Origin of the sequence: Paraburkholderia sp. GAS333 (genome assembly GCF_050435665.1) — a bacterium.
Classification (GTDB): domain Bacteria; phylum Pseudomonadota; class Gammaproteobacteria; order Burkholderiales; family Burkholderiaceae; genus Paraburkholderia; species Paraburkholderia fungorum_A.
This window is the reverse complement of record NZ_JBNDKS010000001.1, coordinates 164,269-182,586: the sequence shown is the minus strand read 5'-3', so window position 1 is coordinate 182,586 and position 18,318 is coordinate 164,269. Positions and strand designations below refer to the sequence as shown.

Below are 18,318 nucleotides of genomic sequence, written 5' to 3'. Positions count from 1 at the left end.
CATGCGATGCAGCACACGCCACGGCACGCCCGTCACGTCACGCCGGCGAACTACTCCTACCCCAACGACGCAAACGCCGGCACGCTGTGCGACAGCACAGCCGCCGCGACGAACACGCCGATCATCGCCAGTGCTTCGAGGTACAGCACGTTGACGAACGTGTGCGCGTCCATCGTCGATGCCGTGCGGCGCAGGCGCGGCAGCGCCGAGAAACGGTTCAGACCGCCAAGCACAAGCGCCAGCGCGACCAGCGCGAGCTTGAGCGTCAACACATGTCCCCAGGTGCTGAACTGGATCGCTTCGAGCGATCCACCCGAACCACGCAGCGCGTTGAAGACGCCCGACACCAGCACCAGCACGACCGCCACCACCGACACGTTCGACACCTGCGTCGCCGTGCGGATCAACATGCCGCGCGCCGTCGACGTACCGAGCGCGGGCAGCACCGTCAGCCCCGCCGCGATTGCCAGGCCGCCCCACACGCTCGTGACCAGCACGTGCAGCGTTTGCATGCCGATCGCCGCCGAGGCGATCCCGGCATCGGCCGCGTGACCGAGCGATGCCTTGCCCGCCGCGACCACGATCACCGCCAGCCACAGCAGCGCGTTGCGCAACATGCCCGTGTGGCTTGCCATGGCCGTGCCGAGCAACATCAGCGCACCGACGAACGCAACGGTCCAGCCATAGCCGACGTGCGTTTGGGTCAGCACGGTGGGCAGCACGCCGAAAGCGGCGGGCAACGCGACGCCGGCCATCGACGCCGCCTGATACAGCAGCCAGCCGAGATCCGCGAGCACTAGGACGACGGTGGCGATCAGCATGGAACGTTGCGCCCGCAACCACGCGAGGCGCGCGGGCGAGACCTTCTGCTGCGCGTCCTTGGCGAGCCACGCGGCCAGCAGCGCCGAACCGACGGCGAACGCAAACGCGATATTCATGAGCGCGGCCATGGCGACCTGCCCGATCCAGAGTCCGTCGAAGCTCATTTGATGTTGAAAGCGAAGTCACCCTGAGTACGGTGGCCGTCCGTGGCAACCGCAACCCAATGCACCGCGTAGCGGCCCGCAGTCAACTGCGGCAATGCGAGGCGCATAACCTTCGCGTCCTTCGCATCGACTTCAGATGCATTGGGCACCGCTTCCTTGCCGTTGGCATCGTCGAGAGTGATCTTGCTGAAAGCCGGTTCGAGCGGCTCGGTGAAATGAATCGTGACGGCCGCGGGGGCCGCGACTTCGGCGTTCGCAGCCGGCTCGCTCGACATCAGATGCGCGTGCGCAAAAGCCGTGGACGTCACAACCAGCGCCGCGGCGCCGAGCATCAACGCACGCAGCGCCGAACGGGAAAATTGGAATAGCTTCATGTAATACCGATAGCTGATGAACAGGGGAACAGTGAGTGTCGACGCGGGCTGACCCGCACCGGTGAGCGGCCGGCGAGCCCGGAAGTGTACGCTTCGATAGCGCTCGCGGGCATCGGTTCAACCCGCATTGTTGAGAACGGCAAAAGGCACGACCATTGCAACATGGATCGCGTGGACAAAATTGAGACTGTGGGTGTACCGTTGCAGCGACACTTGGCTGCAAACTGTTCACGCGACAATCTGTCGCATGGTTGTAACAGCCGGGGCATTCTCTCCTGCGGCAAATAGTCACTATTAGTCGCCAATGATAGAATGCTGCGTCGCCGCAGCGCCGGCTGCCCTTAACACCGAACCGCCTCGAAGTTCGGTCAGGTCCCCGTTCTGATGGAGTTACGCGTGTCTTCTAGACGCCTTTTCCGCCCGCTGCTGGCCCTGTTGCTGATCGGCTCTGCGGGTGTCTATAGCGCTGCAAAAGCGCAGACTCAACCGAAGGCCCCTGACACGATGGCAGCGCGCGTGCAAGGGTGTACGGCCTGCCACGGCACTCACGGTCAAGGCACCGACAACGACTACTTCCCACGCCTCGCGGGCAAGCCGGCCGACTATCTGTTCAACCAGTTGCAGAACTTCCGCGAAGGGCGTCGCAAGTACCCGCCCATGAATTACCTCGTCACGTACCTTTCGGACGACTATCTTCATCAGATCGCCACTTACTTCTCGCAACAGCGTCCGCCCTACCCGCCGCCGGCCAAACCGACGGTGTCGTCGGCCACGCTGGCGCGCGGCCAGCAGATCGTGCTGAACGGCGACGCAGGAAAACAGATTCCGGCCTGCGCGGCTTGCCACGGCAAGGCGCTCACGGGTATGGAGCCGGCTATCCCGGGTCTGGTTGGCCTGCACGCCGACTACATCAGCGCGCAGCTCGGCGCGTGGCGCTCGGGCTCGCGACATGCCATCGCGCCTGATTGCATGCACACCATCGCCACCCGCCTCACCGACGACGACGTGAACGCCGTCGCTTCGTGGCTTGCCACGCAGCAGGCTCCACAGAACCCCGTGCCGGCTCCGGCTCGCTCGATGAAGACTCCGCTTGCCTGCGGCAGCGAACCTCAATAAGCCGCCGGGAGAGACATTCAAATGAAACGCAAGTCTTTGTTCGCCCTCTCGGCAGTCGTGGTAGTCGCGGCCGCCGCACTCGTTCCCGTCCTGTGGTCGGGCGGCGACCACATGCACAGCGGCGAGGCCATGGCGGCAGCGCCCGCCGACCAGGCCGACCTGATCAAGAAGGGCGAGTACCTCGCGCGCGCCGGCGACTGTATCGCCTGCCACACGGTTCGCGGCGGCAAGCAGTTTGCCGGCGGTCTGCCCATGGCCACGCCGTTCGGCACGATGTTCACGCCGAACATCACGCCCGACGACCAGTACGGCATCGGCAAGTGGACCCAGGACGACTTCTACCGCGCGATGCACACCGGCCGCTCGAAAGACGGCAGCCTGCTGTATCCGGGCTTCCCGTTCACCAGCTACACGAAGGTCACGCGCGCCGACGCGGACGCGATCTACGCGTACCTGCGCTCGGTCACGCCGGTCAACGTGCCGAGCCGTCCGCATGAACTCAAATTCCCATTCAACCAGCGCAACATGCTGATCGGCTGGCGCACGCTGTTCTTCCGTGAAGGCGAATTCAAGCCGGACCCGACCAAGTCGGTCGAGTGGAACCGTGGTGCATACCTGATCGAAGGCCTGGGCCATTGCGGCATGTGTCACACGTCGATCAACGCAATGGGTGGTCCGGTCAGTTCGGCGGCGTTCGCCGGCGGCCTGATCCCGCTGCAGAACTGGTACGCACCGTCGCTTACGTCGAACCGTGAAGCCGGTCTCGGCGACTGGGAACTCCAGGACATCGCCGACCTGCTGAAGACCGGCGTGTCGAACCGCGGCGCGGTGTTTGGTCCGATGGCTGAAGTGGTTCACAACAGCCTGCAATACATGACGGACGAAGACATCAAGGCGATGGCGACGTATCTGAAGACGATTCCGCAGAAGAGCGAGGCGCCGGAGCCGCTGCAGCTCGAAACGTCGGAAAAGTTCGGCGGCGAACTGTTGAAGCAAGGTCAGAAGATCTACGCTGACAACTGCGCGAAATGCCACGCGGAAAACGGCCTCGGCCAACCGCCGGCGTTCCCGCCGCTCGCGAACAACCAGTCGATCCAGATGCCGTCGGCGGTCAACCCGATCCGCATGGTGCTGAACGGCGGTTATCCGCCGAGCACGGAAGCCAACCCGCATCCGTACGGCATGCCGCCGTTCGCGCAAGCGTTGTCGAACACGGAAGTGGCGGCGGTTGTGACGTACATCCGTATGTCGTGGGGCAACCACGGCACGCCTGTTTCGCCGCAGCAAGTGTCCGATCTGCGTTCGGCGCCGCTCGACTAACCAGCGCCAGTTGCACCTGGGGCGCGGCCTGCGGAAACGCGGCCGCGCCCTTCGTTTTTTCAGGACCGTCGCGGGACCGGTATCATGTGGGTATTTACCCTTATGAAATCGCGCAGGAGGATGAGCCGTGCATGTCGGTGAGCGTTTCAACAGCATTACCCACCTCGTCGGCGCCGTGCTGTCGGTGGCTGGGCTTGTTGCGCTCGTCACGATGGGCGCGCTCGCCGGCGACGCGTACAAGGTGGTCAGCTTCAGCGTGTACGGGGCGATGCTGTTCGTGCTGTATGCTATCTCGACGCTTTACCACAGCGTGCGCAGCCCGCGTCTGAAAGCGGTTCTGCAGAAATGCGACCATTCGGCGATCTACCTGCTGATCGCCGGCAGCTACACTCCGTTCACGCTTGTCACGTTGCGCGGGCCATGGGGCTGGTCGTTATTCGGCGTAAGCTGGGGGCTCGCAGTCCTCGGTATCGTGCAGGAACTGACGCTCGGGCGACGCACCCGCAGCGTTTCGATGGTGCTGTATGTCCTGATGGGATGGCTCGCGCTCGTTGCCGTCCACCCTCTGCTGCATGCCTTACCGGCAGCGGGTACCGCCTGGCTCGTGGCCGGCGGGGTCATCTACAGCGCCGGCATCTACTTCTTCATCAACGACGAGCGCATCCGGCATGGACATGGTATCTGGCACCTGTTCGTTCTGGCAGGCAGTCTGTGTCAATTCGTCAGTGTTGCGCGCTATGTCGCGTGACACCCCCACGGCGGCGAAATGCAACTTAACGCCAGTCAACGTGTCTGCATAGCGCGTTGAAGCATTCGGCACGCATTTGCGCGTGCCGCCGATTTCTCAGCGAACGGAACTGGGTTTTGGCCTCGAACACGCCGTACAGGCGTGTTCATGCGGCATCGATGCCGGCCAGCACCCAGATGTGCCATTCGCGAAACTGCATTGCAAAGAGCATTTATGTCTTTTGATTCCCTCGGCTTGTCCGAACCGTTGGTCCGCGCTGTAAACGAACTCGGCTACACCACTCCGACTCCGATCCAGACGCAGGCAATCCCGGCTGTGCTCAACGGCGGCGATCTGCTGGCCGGCGCGCAGACCGGCACCGGCAAGACCGCCGGTTTCACGCTGCCCATCCTGCAGCGTCTCCATTCGATGCCCGCCGTCGCCACGGCTTCGGGCAAGCGCGCAGTGCGCGCGCTGATCCTCACGCCGACGCGTGAACTCGCCGCGCAGGTCGAGGAAAGCGTGCGCGCATATGGCAAGTATCTGAAGCTGAAGTCGACGGTCATGTTCGGCGGCGTCGGCATCAATCCGCAGATCGGCGCATTGCGCAGCGGCGTGGACATCGTCGTCGCGACGCCGGGCCGTTTGCTCGACCACATGCAGCAGAAAACCATCGACCTGTCGCATCTCGAGATTCTCGTGCTCGACGAAGCCGACCGGATGCTCGACATGGGCTTCATCCACGACATCAAGCGTGTGCTGGCCAAGCTGCCGCCGAAGCGCCAGAACCTGCTGTTCTCGGCCACCTTCTCCGACGAGATCAAAACACTCGCCGACAACCTGCTCGACTCGCCGGCGCTGATCGAAGTGGCGCGCCGCAATACGACGGCGGAAACGGTCGCGCAAAAGATTCACCCGGTCGACCGCGACAAGAAGCGCGAGCTGCTCACGCATCTGATCAAGCAGCACAACTGGTTCCAGGTGCTGGTGTTCACGCGCACGAAGCATGGCGCGAACCGGCTTGCCGAGCAGTTGAGCAAGGACGGTATCAGCGCGCTTGCGATTCACGGCAACAAGAGCCAGTCGGCGCGTACGCGCGCGCTGGCCGAGTTCAAGGACGGCACGCTGCAGGTGCTGGTCGCGACCGACATCGCGGCTCGCGGGATCGATATCGATCAACTGCCGCACGTGGTCAACTTCGATCTGCCGAACGTGCCGGAAGACTACGTGCACCGTATCGGCCGTACCGGTCGTGCCGGTGCGACGGGCGAGGCGGTGTCGCTGGTTTGCGTCGACGAACTGCAGTTGCTGAAGGACATCGAGAAGCTGATCAAGCGCCCGGTGCCGCAAGAAGTGATCGCCGGTTTCGAACCGGACCCGACCGCGAAGCCGGAGCCGATTCTGCGTCGCGGCCAGGGCGGCGGCGGTGGCGGTGGTGGCGGTCGTTCGCCGCGTCAGGGGCAAGGTGCGCCGAAGCGTGATGGCGCTGCGGCTGCAAAGCCCGCGCAACGTTCGGGACAACGTCCGTCGAATGGTCAGCAGCCGCGTCCGCAGGGTGCGAAGCCGGCAGGTCAGGGTGGCAATGGTGGCCAGGGTGGTCAAGCTCGCCGCGACGGTCAGCGTCATGACGATCGGCCGCGTGCTGTCGCCCACGAAGGCAGCGCTGCGCAACATGCGCCGCGCAAGCCGCAGGGTGGCAAGCCGCAAGGCAGCAATCCGGGTGCGTTGCTGGGCGGTGCGAAGCCGCGTAACGACGCGCCGCGTGGTGGTCAGCCGACCCGCAGCGGTCAGCGCGGGCGGTAAGTCTCTCAAAGGCGTTGCCGGGACGCTTAGGCCCGGCAACGTCTGCTTTTAAGCCGTCGCCGTTCAACCTGGCGTTACCGGCCAGCCGCAGCAGCGGCTTGTTTCAGGTGCTCGATCTGCCGTTCCCATCGATCGAGCACCGCCTTCCTCTCCCCTTCCAGCTCAAACGTCACACCACTCGTCAGACGCGCATATCGCACGCTCTGCGCCTCCGCTGTGTCGATCGAACCGGCCAGATAGACCAGTCCACTGTCGTCGCCAGTCACCGCCGCGAGCGGCGTAACTCGCAGTTGCACCTGATAGAAAGCCTCATCGCAAACGAAGCTCAGCGCGGCTCGGCCGTGTTGTGTAATCGCGCGCGTCGCACGTGCCTGCGGCCACAAAGCGAAGCACAGCGTGCGCGAATCGGGCGCGTACAACTCGCCGACACCCAGCAGCGACGTCCGCACATGACCGTTCGCATCCACCGTCAGCAGCGACGCCGTGAAGCCCGTCTTGCTTTCAAGCGACGATCCGTCGAATAACGCGCGTACGGCGTCGGGCCATTCATCGAACACATGCCGATCGAGCGGACGTTGGGGGGCGGGAGAATCGCTCATGCTATCGATCCGGTTTGAAATTGACGAAGCTCAATCATGCCTCGAAAAAACAATGGCCCGCGAAGAAGCGGGCCATTGTCATTCATCTTCGCGTTTAAATCGAAAGCTCAGCGGAAGAACACATGCTGCGTAATCTTCGCGAGCGGATAGTGCACGCCCGGTTGAATCCGCGCCGGCAGATCAAGCGGCTTGAGCAGCATCTTCACGCACATATCAGCGGACAGATTGCGCCGCACCAACGCATTGATTCGCGCCGCGCGGTCGCGGTTATACGCCGAGTCGTTGATTCGTTCAGGATAGCGAACCGCGAACACATGCCGCAACGCGATCTCCGAATCTTCGTTCTTGATTTCCATGACACGGCGCATCAACGCGCCGAGCACCGCGAGCCGGCCATTGCCTTCGATCTTGTTGTACTTCTTGAAGAACTTGAAAAAGTGCTTGTAGTGACGGACTTCGTCAGTGCGGATGTTGTCGGTGATCTGCTTGAGCACCGGGTCGTCTGAACATTCGCCGATCGCGCGATACAACGTGGCCGTGCCGGTTTCCACCACGCAGCGCGCGACCATTTCGAGCGCCCGGGTCTTTTCGAAATCTTCCACCGAGCAGGTCAGCGAATACTCTTCCATGAATTGACTGAACGCAGTGTCCCAGTCGAATTCGGGCCACACGTACGCGATATATGTCTTCAGCGCGCGCCCGTGCTGCATTTCTTCCGGCTCCCATTCGTGATTGAGCCAGGCAGAAACTTCAGGGTCGTCGTGGAAAAAAGTGCTCAGATTGCTGGTGTAAAGATCAGTGCCGCTTTCAATAAACGAAGACGCGCAAAGCAGTAAAAGCAGGTCTTCATTCGCGACAGCCTTCTGCCGATCAATGCGGGTGAGGTCGATGTCCTCGATCCGCCAGGGCATGACATGGTTCAGCTCTGTGTGCATCGTGTCTTGCTCCGAAAACCGTACCGACTCGTGGAGCGCGTTCGTGACGCCCGCTCGCACGAAGGCGTTTCGCCATGTCGGATACAGCGCCTTGAATTAGAGTTAACCCCTTGTATCTTGCATCTTAGCCGGTGTTTCACAACTCTGCAGATAACCCAGCACAGACCATGCCGGAGGGTTCCAGTTCCAATTTGCAAGTAGGAGAAAGCTTCGGTTGGCGCCACACGTCGCGCGCGGCAGGCAAAAAAAAGCCAGCTCGGAAGCTGGCTTGAGTCTGGTTTGTCACACCCCGTAATGATTGTGGTGCGAACTGCGGCCTTCGTCTTCAGGCAGGCTGGGCGCCTCGCGTCACGCGCACACCGCGCATGCGCCACGCGACGATGATCAGCGAGATGCCCGACAGCACCGCCGCCAGCAGTACGTAATAACTTGGCGCGAGTTTGTCGCCGGTCAAATGGATGAAGGTTTCGACAATCGTCGGCGCAAAGCCGCCGAAGATCGTCACGCCGATGCTGTAACCAATCGAAAGACCGGTCGAGCGCACTTGCGTCGGGAAGATTTCGGACATCAATGCGGGCATCGGTCCCGAGTAAGCGGCCTTGAAAATACCGGCGACAGCCTGGAGCAACATCAGCGAGCCGATCGTCGGATGAGACTGGAGCCACGCGAACATCGGATAAATCAGCACGCCCATCAGGATCGACGTGGTCAGCATGATGCGAATCCGGCCGATGCGGTCGGACAACGCGCCCATCACCGGCGACAGGATGAACTGCAGGCTGCCGTTGAGCACGACCACGGCGAACGACGCCGCCGCCGACATATGCAACTGTTTGACCGCATACATCGGCATATAAAGCTGCAACACGTACACGCCGACCGTCGACTGCGCGACGATGCCGATCGCGAGCAGCAGGTTGACCCACTGGTTCGCGAACGAAGCGTCCTTCACCTCACTCGCGGCTGGCCGCTCGCCGGCCGCTTCGCGACCTTCTCGCGCCTTTTGCATCGCGAGGAATTCCGGCGTTTCGTCCAGATGCGAGCGGATGTAGTAACCCACCGGCCCGACCAGCAAACCGAACACGAACGGAATCCGCCAGCCCCAGCTATTGAGTTGCTCGGGCGGCAGCCACGCGGTCAGCAGCGAGCCAAAAGCGGCGGCGGTGATCGCCGCCAGCCCCTGGCTAGCAAACTGCCAGCTCGCGTAATACCCGCGACGCGACGCGCTGTGTTCGACCATGAACGCCGTCGCGCTGCCGAACTCGCCGCCCACGGCGAAGCCTTGCACGAGACGCGCGAGCAGGATCAACAGCGGCGCGGCAAGACCGATCGACGCATACGGCGGCATCACCGCCATCGCGAAGGTGCCGACCATCATCAGCGCGATGGCGAGCGTCAGCGCTGCCTTGCGGCCCTTGCGGTCGCCGTAGATGCCGAGCACCACGGCGCCGAGCGGGCGCATCAGGAATGAGATGCCGAAGGTCGCGATGGCGAGCAGCGTCGAGAGCCACTCGTCCTGCATCGGGAAAAACTGTTTGGCGATGATCGTCGCGAAATAGCCGTAGACCAGAAAGTCGAACCATTCGAGCGCGTTGCCGACCGACGATGAAAACACGATCCGCCGCACTACCGCTTTAGAAAGCGTTGCGGCCGACGCGGCATGAGGGGAAGCGGTCGCCAGTGGCGACGGGGGGGTTTGCATGATGTCTCCTGCTTTTATCTGATGCTTGATGCCTGATGACGCGTGCGAGCGCCCGGCTGTGGCTTGGGTGACAAGCGGTGAACCTGGAGCACGGGGTCGCGCTCCGGGTTTGTTTTTCGTGCAATAGGGGCGCTTTGGGTCGAAGTTCGGTAGTGCGCTTGTGAGCGCCGGCGGGTTGAACTGCTGCATCAACCGCGCTCGGGCAGCCTTGGCGCGCGTGGCTCTGGAGAGACGCAGCCGTCGCGTAACAGTTCTGAGCGCCCCGCTACCTGCAAGCGACACCCAACCGGAAGCAACCGCGCAGCCGCCGAATGCGGACGAAGGCAGCGAGCCCAATCAACCCTCTCACCCGCCATCGCCGCAACCGCACCCGCACCACGCGAATCGCTTAAAACCCAGCCGCCAGCCCATCACGACGACTATCGCTAGCCGCCACATAGCCACGCTCCGGCTCGTTGCGATCGAGCTTCCAGATGTATTGGCCCGAGCCGAAATCCATATACGGATCGTCGACCGACTTGATCACGTGGCCCAGCTTCTGCAGCGCCTCGGCCGTCTTCGGATTGAGCGTCGATTCGATGTCGATCGTGAAATCGCGGTTGACCTTCCAGCGCGGCGCGTCGCATGCGGCCTGCGGCTGCTGACCGTAGTCGAGCATCCGCACGATGGATTGCAAGTGCCCTTGCGGCTGCATGTCGCCGCCCATCACGCCGAAGCTCATTACCGCTTCCTGCTGGCCGTTCACCTGCTGCGTCAGGAACGACGGGATGATCGTGTGGAACGGCCGCTTGCCGCCTTCCACCACGTTCGGCGACTTCGGGTCCATCGAGAAGCCGCAGCCACGGTTCTGCATGGCGATGCCGCTATCCGGCACGACGATGCCCGAGCCGAAGCCCATGTAGTTCGACTGGATGAAGCTGACCATCATGCCGCGCTCGTCCGCCACCGACATGTAGATCGTGCCGCCCGCCTTCGGCATGCCGAAATCGAACTGCGTCGCGCGCTTGTGGTCGATCAGCTTCGCGCGCGACGTCAGGTACGCGTCGTCGAGCATCTGCTCGGGCGTGACGTCCATCGAACGCGGGTCGGCGACGTAGCGATACACGTCGGCGAACGCCAGCTTCATTGCTTCGATCTGCAAATGCTGCGACTCGACGTTATCGACGGTCATTTCCTTCACGTCGAATTTTTCGAGGATGCCCAGCGCGATCAGCGCCGCGATGCCCTGCCCGTTCGGCGGAATCTCATGCACGGTGTGGCCGCGATATTCCTTGCCGATCGGCTCGACCCAGTCCGCGCGATAGTTGCGCAGATCGTCGAGCGTCAATGCCGCGCCGCCTTCGCGCGCAAATGCGGCGATCTGCTCGGCGATCTCGCCTTCGTAATACGCGCGCGGGCCTTGTTCGGCGAGCTTGCGCAGCGTCTTCGCGTGACCGGGGAAGCGCACGAGTTCGCTCACTTCCGGCGCGCGTCCGCGCGGCATGAAGGTTTGCGCGAAGCCCGGCAGGTCCTTCAGTTCGGGCACGGCGGCGGCCCACTTATAGGCGACGATGCTCGCCACCGCGTGACCGCGCTCGGCGATTTCAATCGCCGGTTCCATCAGATCGGCGAACGGCAACGTGCCGAATTTCTGATGCAGCGCTTCCCAGCCAGCGATCACGCCCGGCACCGTCACCGCGTCCCAGCCGCGCTTGGGTTGCTTCGCGAGACCGTTTTCCTCGCCGTACTTCTGCTTGAAGTAATCCACGTTCCACGCTGCGGGCGACACGCCCGACGCGTTCAAACCATGCAGCTTCTTGCCGTCCCAGACCAGCGCGAACGCGTCGCCGCCAAGGCCGCAAGAAACCGGTTCGACAACCGTGATGGCTGCGGCCGCTGCGATTGCGGCATCGACGGCATTGCCGCCTTTCCACAGCATGCGCAGGCCGGCTTGCGCGGCCAGTGGATGCGAAGTCGAAACGATGTTGCGCGCGAACACGGGCAGACGCGGTGTCGGGTAAGGGTTTTGCCAGTTGAAGCCAGTCATGTCGAGCACTCTCAAAAGCGCGGCCCGGCTTTGAGAAAACGCCGGAAACCATGGGAACGTGTAAAAGGCGGGTAAGGCTCGCGTAAAACGCGGAACCCCGGATTGCAGCGCGAACCGGCCCAAAAAACAAATTCATTTATCTAATGAATAAATGCGCAAATTGTCTGAATGGGTCGCGGCCCGCGCGTTCTTGACCACCGCAGGTCTTATGGATGTCGCATGAGTTGGCGGACAACGCGGTCGATGGTCTTACAATACGCTCCATCCCCGTTCCCGCGCTGTGCACGCAGTACGCGGCTTCCGGCTCAGCGTATCGCGCCGGCGGCATGCAGCGCCGATAAAAACCCACGTTTTCGAGACCCATGACCCGAGACCCCCGCCTGACTCTCAACGCCCGGCAACAGGAACTGCTGGAGTGGGTGCAACGCGACGGCTTCGTAACCGTGGATGACCTCGCGGCCCACTTCGATGTGACGCCGCAGACGATCCGCCGCGACGTCAACTGGCTCGCCGACATGAACCTGCTGCGCCGTTATCACGGCGGTGCGAGCCTGCCCACCAGTTCCGAGAACGTCTCGTATACGGCGCGTCAGCGGATGTTCCATGAAGAGAAGCGGCGCATTGCGGCGCTAGTGGCCACTCACATTCCCGACCAGGCGTCGCTGTTCATCAACCTCGGCACCACGACCGAAGAAGTCGCCCGCGCGCTCAACCGGCATCGCGGCTTGCGCGTGATCACCAACAATCTGAACGTCGCCAGCATGATGAGCGGCTATCCGGATTGCGAAGTGCTGGTGACAGGCGGCATCGTGCGGCCTTGGGACAAGGGGATCGTCGGCGAACTGGCGATCGACTTCATCCGCCAGTTCAAGGTGGATTTCGCGATCATCGGCACGTCGAGCATCGAAACGGACGGCACGCTGCGTGACTTCGACACCCGCGAGGTGCGCGTGGCCGAAGCAATCATCCAGCATGCACGCACCGTCTTCCTCGCCGCTGATAACTCGAAATTCGGCCGCCCCGCGCTGGTTCGCCAAGGTCATCTCGATCAGATCGACGCGCTGTTCACCGACATCGCCCCGCCGCCCGACATGACCGAAACGCTCACCGCCGCCAACTGCCAGGTGTACGTCGCCGGATAGTTTGTCTGCCGCTATCGGCCATGCTGCAGCGCACGCGAAACTTCGAGTGAAATCAAGCTTCGGGCCGCGACTGCAAACCGCCGCCCGCGCCCCGCTTTGTCAAAGGGAAAATTTTCTGGGGCCGCTTTGGTGTTTAACGTGCGGTTGACTACACTCCAGTTCCCCGGCGTGCGTTCCGCATTCTGCGTAGCGCCGGTTGCGTGAATCTGTCGTGTAAGCCGTACTTCCCGCCTGATCCTCTAGCGGACTCACTGGCCCTTCGCCAGTTGCCGGCAAGGCTGTCCGCGTTTGTCTGACATGGAGAGAACGATGCTGAGTCCGCATGAATTCGCCACGTTGTTGCTCGTCAAAGACGCCCCCAATCAGGTCGACATGGCGCGAGAAGAACTCGACGCGCTACTCGAACGCCAGTTAGTGCAACTCGAACGGCTCGCATCGGGAAACGAACAATGGCGCGTGACGGAAACCGGCGATAGCGCATTGCGGGCAATCAAGCGGCTTTCCTGAGACATTTCTGATTTTTTCTGATTGCGTGGGCGCGCGGACGCTGCTTCCAAAGCGGCGGCTGGCCGGTTATCCGTCCGCTCACCCATCGCTGCAAGGCAGAAGCGTCTGCTGAAATTGCGTCACGCGCTTTCAGCCTTTTTAGTTTGCTTCGTATTCTTCGTGCGAGCAGGCCGTCAATAGTGGCGGCCGTTTTGTTGCGGCTTGAGCCGCAACAGCCCGTCAGCCCGATCGCAAAGTCGGATCGACCGTCGACCGCCAGCTCAGCGCCTTAGCCCGCTGAGCGGTGAAAAAATCCACCCATTGATTGCGCACTTGCGGATCGGTGCTCATGCCCTCGCTCGCATGGCGCTGCGCGATCGACGCCTGAAACGCGCAGAAATCCTCCTTCGACAACCTCCCACGCCGGTTCGCCACATACGCATCGAAAAACGCCGCATAGACGTTTTGCGCGTCGGGGCCGTAGTCGACCGTTTGCGGACTGCACATCTGCTGCAACGCCCCGAACGACGTCGCGCCCCGAGTGCCCTCCAGGCTTGGCGAGCTGACGCATCCCGCTAGAAGCGCTGCCGCGCCGATCATCGAAAGTCCACGCATTGATTCACCTCGAAATGGCTGCTGCCCGAGAGTATCGTCCGCGGCCGGGTGTTACGCCACTGTCCGAGATAACTCTCAGCCTGCCCGAGTAACCCAACCGAACTTTACTTTTTCGAATATGTTCATTAAAGTTCGAAAACGAACACGACTTGTTCGCGAGTCTCGTTCACTACGCTTCTTCAAGCCCCCATTCCAGATTCAACGCAAGGACCCAGCAGGTGACGCAAGGCTCGAAATACGATTTGCTCGTCGTAGGCGGCGGGATCAACGGCGCAGGCATCGCTCGCGATGCAGCGGGCCGCGGCCTGTCGGTATTGCTCTGCGAACAGGACGATCTGGCCGCGCACACATCGTCGGCGAGTACCAAGCTGATTCACGGCGGCTTGCGCTACCTCGAATACCGCGAGTTCGGGCTGGTGCGCAAAGCGCTGCAGGAACGCGAAACGCTGCTGCGCGCCGCGCCGCACATCATGTGGCCGCTGCGTTTCGTGATGCCGCACATGCCCGATCTGCGCCCGGCCTGGCTGATCCGCGCAGGACTTTTTCTGTACGATCATCTCGCCAAACGCGAACTGCTGCCGGGTTCGCGCGGCATTTCCATGCAGAAGCATCCGGCCGGCGCACCGCTGGTCGATAGCATCAAGCGCGGTTTCGTCTATTCGGACGGCTGGGTCAACGACGCACGGCTGGTCGTGCTCAACGCGCTGGACGCCCAGGAACACGGCGCGACCATCCTCACGCGCACCCGGCTGGTCAGCGCTGTGCGCGCGAGCGGCGAATGGCGCGCGCAACTCCGGCGCGCGGACGGCACGACGCTCGACGTGCGCGCCGCTTCTATCGCGAACGCGGCTGGTCCATGGGTCGGCGAACTGCTCCACGGCGCGCTCGGCCGCAAGTCGTCGCATAGCGTGCGGCTCGTCAAAGGCAGCCACATCGTCACGCGCCGCCTGTTCGAACACGACCACGCGTACATCTTCCAGAACCCGGACAAGCGGATCATCTTCGCGATTCCGTACGAACACGACTACACGCTGATCGGCACGACCGATCTCGAATATCGCGGCGATCCGTCGAAAGTGGCGATCAACGCCGAAGAAACGCAGTACCTGTGCGACTCGATCAACCGCTACTTCAAGCAGAAAATTTCGCCCGCCGATGTGCGCTGGACCTATTCGGGCGTGCGTCCGCTGCTCGAGGATGAAGGCGCGGACAACCCGTCGGCGGTCACGCGCGACTACTCGCTCGAACTCGATGCACCTGCCGGCGAAGCACCGTTGCTGTCGGTGTTCGGCGGTAAAATCACGACCTTTCGCAAGCTGGCTGAAGAGGCCGTCGACAAGCTGGCCGGCGCGCTGCGCAACGAAACGCCCGCGTGGACGGTCGGTGCGCCATTGCCCGGCGGCGATATTCCGAACGCGAATTTCGAGCGTTTCCTGACCGAACTCAAGCAGCAGCATTCGTGGTTGCCCGCCGATCTCGCTCATCGCCTCGCGCGCGCTTACGGTACGCGCGTTAAGCAGGTAGTCGGCAACGCGCGCTCGCTGGCCGATCTCGGTCACGCGTTCGCGCCGGGTCTTTACGAAACCGAGCTGATCTATCTGCGCGATGTCGAATGGGCGCGGAGCGCTCAGGATGTGCTGTGGCGTCGTTCGAAACTCGGTCTGCATGTCGAGCCGGGCACGCTCGATTCGGTCACGCAGACTATCGACGGCTGGTTCGCGCGCCAACCGGTGCGGCAAAGCGCTTAGTTGCGTGGTCGGCGGGTCGGCGTGATGCGGGCAGGACGCGTGCGTGAGCGCCAAGCGGCTCCGGGTTCAGACACAAGCTGGTTGTTCGATCGCCCTCAGGCAATCGAACGGCCGGCGCGAACCGGATCACTTCACAGCAGCCTTCTCGCCGAACGAACCGGGCCAGAACGCACGAATCAGGCACGCGCGCGCAAACGCACACAAACGCACGCACCCGCAAACGCACAATCACACACTGTTTTGCAGTCCGCTTAAAACAACGAGCCGTTACCATCGCCGGTGAGCAGTCCGGGGATTTGCAAAACGCATGGAGAAGAGACAATGCAGGATCAGTACATCCTCGCGCTTGACCAAGGCACCACCAGCTCGCGTGCGATGCTGTTCGACCGCAGCGGCAATGTCGTGTCGATTGCGCAGAAAGAATTTCAGCAGATCTATCCGCATCCGGGCTGGGTCGAGCACGATCCGCAGGAAATCTGGTCGACCCAGGCCGGCGTCGCCGCCGAAGCCGTCACGCGCGCGGGCATGAACGGCGCATCGATTGCCGCGATCGGCATTACGAATCAGCGCGAAACCACGATCGTGTGGGATCGCGAAACCGGCCATCCGGTCTATAACGCGATCGTCTGGCAGGACCGCCGCACCGCCGATTTCTGCGACCAGCTCAAGGAGCAAGGTCTCGAAGAAAAAGTCCGCGCGAAAACCGGTCTGCCGGTCGATTCGTATTTTTCGGCGACCAAGATCCGCTGGATTCTCGACAACGTCGAAGGCGCGCGCGAGAAAGCCAAGCAAGGCCGCCTCGCGTTCGGCACGGTGGATAGCTGGCTCGTGTGGAATTTCACGAAAGGCGGCCTGCACGTCACCGACGTGACCAACGCGTCGCGCACGATGCTGTTCAACATTCACACGCTGAAGTGGGACGACGAGTTGCTCGACGCGCTCGATATTCCGCGCAGCATGTTGCCGGAGGTGCGGCCTTCGTCGGAAATTTACGGGCCGACCAAGACCACGGTATTCGCGTCGAAGATCCCGCTTGCGGGCATCGCCGGCGACCAGCACGCCGCCCTCTTCGGCCAGATGTGCACGGAGTCGGGCATGGTGAAGAACACCTACGGCACCGGCTGCTTCCTCGTGATGAACACCGGCGACAAGCCGATCGAATCGAAGAACAACCTCGTCACGACGATCGCCTGGCAGATCGGCGACAAGATCAACTACGCGCTCGAAGGCAGCATATTTATCGGCGGCGCGGTGGTGCAGTGGCTGCGCGACGGCCTCGGCATCATCAAGAACGCGGCAGAAATCGAAACGCTCGCGCGCGGCGTGCCGCATTGCGACGGCGTGTATCTGGTGCCCGCGTTTGCCGGGCTCGGCGCGCCGCACTGGAACGCACGCGCTCGCGGCACGCTGTTCGGCGTGACGCGCGGCACGACCTCTGCGCACATTGCACGCGCGGCGCTCGATTCGATCGCCTATCAATCGCTCGATGTGCTGAAGGCGATGGAAGCCGATTCGGGTATTCGCATCGGCGAATTGCGGGTGGACGGCGGCGCGTGCGCGAACAATCTGCTGATGCAATTCCAGGCCGATATTCTCGGCGTCGACGCGGTGCGTCCGAAGGTGCCGGAAACGACCGCGTTGGGCGCGGCCTATCTGGCGGGCCTCGCGGTGGGCTACTGGAAGGACGTCGACGAACTGCACAGCCAGTGGAAGCTCGACCGCCGCTTCACGCCCGCGCTGCCGCACGCCGATGTCAGGGATTGCCTCGACGGCTGGAAGCGCGCGATTCGCGCGGCGAAAGCATGGGCCGACACGCCCTGACTGGCTGACCGCAAAGTCGCCGCCTGAACCTGCCCGCGCGAATGAAAGCGGCGGCAAGACGTCGCCGCCATGGGGGCGACGTCAAAGCACGTATCATGATGCTTTCAATCAACGCGCATGAGCTTGCCGTTCTTCGGCTCACGCGCTTCCCGCTTCTGCATTTCAGGCATGATCGACCACCTCATCTGTGACTGCGACGGCGTACTCGTCGACAGTGAAATCATCGCTGACCGCGTGATGTTCGAAACGCTGACCAGCACCTTCCCCGGCCTCGACTTCGAACCGGTCGTCAAGACGGCGTTCGGTCAGCAAACCTCGCGCTTTCTCGAAGGCATCGAGAAGTCGTTCGACATCACGTTGCCCGCGGATTTTCTCAACACCATCGATCACGCCGTCGAACTCGAACTCGCGGCGTCGCTCAGTCCGATCAACGGCGTGCGCGAGGCCTTGCAACGCGTGACGTTGCCCGCGGCGGTCGTCTCCAACAGCCGGATGGCACGCGTGACCGCGTCGGTGAGGCGAGCCGGTTTGCAGCAGATTTTCGGCGAGCGGATTTTCAGCGCCGAACAGGTCGCGCGGCCCAAGCCTTATCCCGATGTGTATCTGTTTGCCGCGCAGACGTTGGGCGTGGAGCCGTCACGCTGCATCGTCGTCGAAGATAGCGTGGCGGGCTTGAACGCGGCGCGCGCGGCGGGAATGAAGACGATTGCGTTCGTCGGCGCGAGCCACATCCCCGATGGTTATGCGGACGCGCTGCGCAAAATGGGCATGACACGCATCATGAAACATATGGACGAGTTGCCCGCGCTGATCGAGGCCGGCGTGCGTGGGGATTTCGGGGACGTGCAGTCGTAGCCTGAATTGCAGTCACGTCGAGTTGCAGCGATAAAAAAGGCCGAATCTGTCTATCAGATTCGG

At 62.6% G+C, this 18,318-nt stretch carries 16 protein-coding genes; 9 read left to right on the top strand and 7 right to left on the bottom strand.

Annotation, left to right across the window (positions count from 1 at the left end; genetic code table 11):
* Positions 1 to 56: 56 nt before the first annotated feature.
* On the bottom strand, positions 57 to 986 hold the full coding sequence (locus tag ABH945_RS00845) for a CopD family protein (protein WP_074765644.1): 930 nt from the start codon (positions 984 to 986) through the stop codon (positions 57 to 59).
* Complete coding sequence (copC, locus tag ABH945_RS00840; RefSeq protein ID WP_429249446.1) at positions 983 to 1,360, bottom strand: copper homeostasis periplasmic binding protein CopC; 378 nt, start codon at positions 1,358 to 1,360, stop codon at positions 983 to 985. Before copC ends, ABH945_RS00845 begins: the two co-directional genes overlap by 4 nt.
* A gap of 384 nt (positions 1,361 to 1,744) precedes the next feature.
* Between copC and ABH945_RS00835 the strand changes: the two genes are divergently transcribed.
* The 4 genes from ABH945_RS00835 to ABH945_RS00820 all read left to right on the top strand — a co-directional run bounded on the left by ABH945_RS00835 (position 1,745) and on the right by ABH945_RS00820 (position 6,326).
* On the top strand, positions 1,745 to 2,476 hold the full coding sequence (locus ABH945_RS00835; RefSeq protein WP_074765648.1) for a c-type cytochrome: 732 nt from the start codon (positions 1,745 to 1,747) through the stop codon (positions 2,474 to 2,476).
* 21 nt (positions 2,477 to 2,497) lie between these two features.
* Entirely contained in the window at positions 2,498 to 3,796 is a 1,299-nt protein-coding gene (locus ABH945_RS00830; RefSeq protein ID WP_074765650.1) for a c-type cytochrome, read from the top strand.
* Between the two features lie 127 nt (positions 3,797 to 3,923).
* The gene (gene trhA / locus ABH945_RS00825; RefSeq protein ID WP_074765652.1) at positions 3,924 to 4,544 is read left to right on the top strand and encodes a PAQR family membrane homeostasis protein TrhA; all 621 of its coding nucleotides are present in this window, start codon (positions 3,924 to 3,926) and stop codon (positions 4,542 to 4,544) included.
* A gap of 213 nt (positions 4,545 to 4,757) precedes the next feature.
* Positions 4,758 to 6,326, top strand: coding sequence for a DEAD/DEAH box helicase (locus ABH945_RS00820; protein ID WP_429249445.1), 1,569 nt, complete (start codon positions 4,758 to 4,760; stop codon positions 6,324 to 6,326).
* A 74-nt stretch (positions 6,327 to 6,400) separates the two neighbouring features.
* Here the strand turns inward: ABH945_RS00820 and ABH945_RS00815 are convergent, their stop codons facing one another.
* From ABH945_RS00815 to ggt, 4 genes are all read right to left on the bottom strand, one after another.
* Positions 6,401 to 6,925: a pyridoxamine 5'-phosphate oxidase family protein gene (locus ABH945_RS00815; RefSeq protein WP_429249444.1), complete on the bottom strand. Its 525-nt coding sequence runs from the start codon at positions 6,923 to 6,925 to the stop codon at positions 6,401 to 6,403.
* Positions 6,926 to 7,032: 107 nt separating this feature from the next.
* Positions 7,033 to 7,860, bottom strand: a complete 828-nt coding sequence (locus ABH945_RS00810; protein ID WP_074765658.1) for a ferritin-like domain-containing protein — start codon at positions 7,858 to 7,860, stop codon at positions 7,033 to 7,035.
* A 325-nt stretch (positions 7,861 to 8,185) separates the two neighbouring features.
* Positions 8,186 to 9,562: an MFS transporter gene (locus ABH945_RS00805; RefSeq protein WP_429249443.1), complete on the bottom strand. Its 1,377-nt coding sequence runs from the start codon at positions 9,560 to 9,562 to the stop codon at positions 8,186 to 8,188.
* 388 nt (positions 9,563 to 9,950) lie between these two features.
* Complete coding sequence (ggt, locus tag ABH945_RS00800; protein ID WP_074765661.1) at positions 9,951 to 11,588, bottom strand: gamma-glutamyltransferase; 1,638 nt, start codon at positions 11,586 to 11,588, stop codon at positions 9,951 to 9,953.
* A gap of 362 nt (positions 11,589 to 11,950) precedes the next feature.
* On the opposite strand from ggt, the gene ABH945_RS00795 reads away from it, so the two are divergent.
* Together ABH945_RS00795 and ABH945_RS00790 are read left to right on the top strand one after the other, a co-directional pair.
* Positions 11,951 to 12,730, top strand: a complete 780-nt coding sequence (locus tag ABH945_RS00795) for a DeoR/GlpR family DNA-binding transcription regulator (RefSeq protein ID WP_074765664.1) — start codon at positions 11,951 to 11,953, stop codon at positions 12,728 to 12,730.
* A gap of 309 nt (positions 12,731 to 13,039) precedes the next feature.
* Complete coding sequence (locus tag ABH945_RS00790) at positions 13,040 to 13,237, top strand: hypothetical protein (protein WP_074765666.1); 198 nt, start codon at positions 13,040 to 13,042, stop codon at positions 13,235 to 13,237.
* Between the two features lie 219 nt (positions 13,238 to 13,456).
* On the opposite strand, the gene ABH945_RS00785 is transcribed toward ABH945_RS00790, so the two are convergent.
* Positions 13,457 to 13,831 (bottom strand): hypothetical protein, encoded by a 375-nt coding sequence (locus ABH945_RS00785; RefSeq protein ID WP_429249442.1) that lies wholly within the window; start codon positions 13,829 to 13,831, stop codon positions 13,457 to 13,459.
* Positions 13,832 to 14,049: 218 nt separating this feature from the next.
* On the opposite strand from ABH945_RS00785, the gene glpD reads away from it, so the two are divergent.
* From glpD to ABH945_RS00770, 3 genes are all read left to right on the top strand, one after another.
* Positions 14,050 to 15,579 carry a glycerol-3-phosphate dehydrogenase gene (gene glpD, locus ABH945_RS00780; protein ID WP_429249441.1) on the top strand — a complete coding sequence of 510 codons (1,530 nt, stop codon included), beginning with the start codon at positions 14,050 to 14,052 and terminating at the stop codon, positions 15,577 to 15,579.
* Between the two features lie 321 nt (positions 15,580 to 15,900).
* The gene (gene glpK, locus ABH945_RS00775; protein WP_074765670.1) at positions 15,901 to 17,400 is read left to right on the top strand and encodes a glycerol kinase GlpK; all 1,500 of its coding nucleotides are present in this window, start codon (positions 15,901 to 15,903) and stop codon (positions 17,398 to 17,400) included.
* A gap of 168 nt (positions 17,401 to 17,568) precedes the next feature.
* Complete coding sequence (locus ABH945_RS00770) at positions 17,569 to 18,255, top strand: HAD family hydrolase (protein WP_074766551.1); 687 nt, start codon at positions 17,569 to 17,571, stop codon at positions 18,253 to 18,255.
* Positions 18,256 to 18,318: the final 63 nt, after the last annotated feature.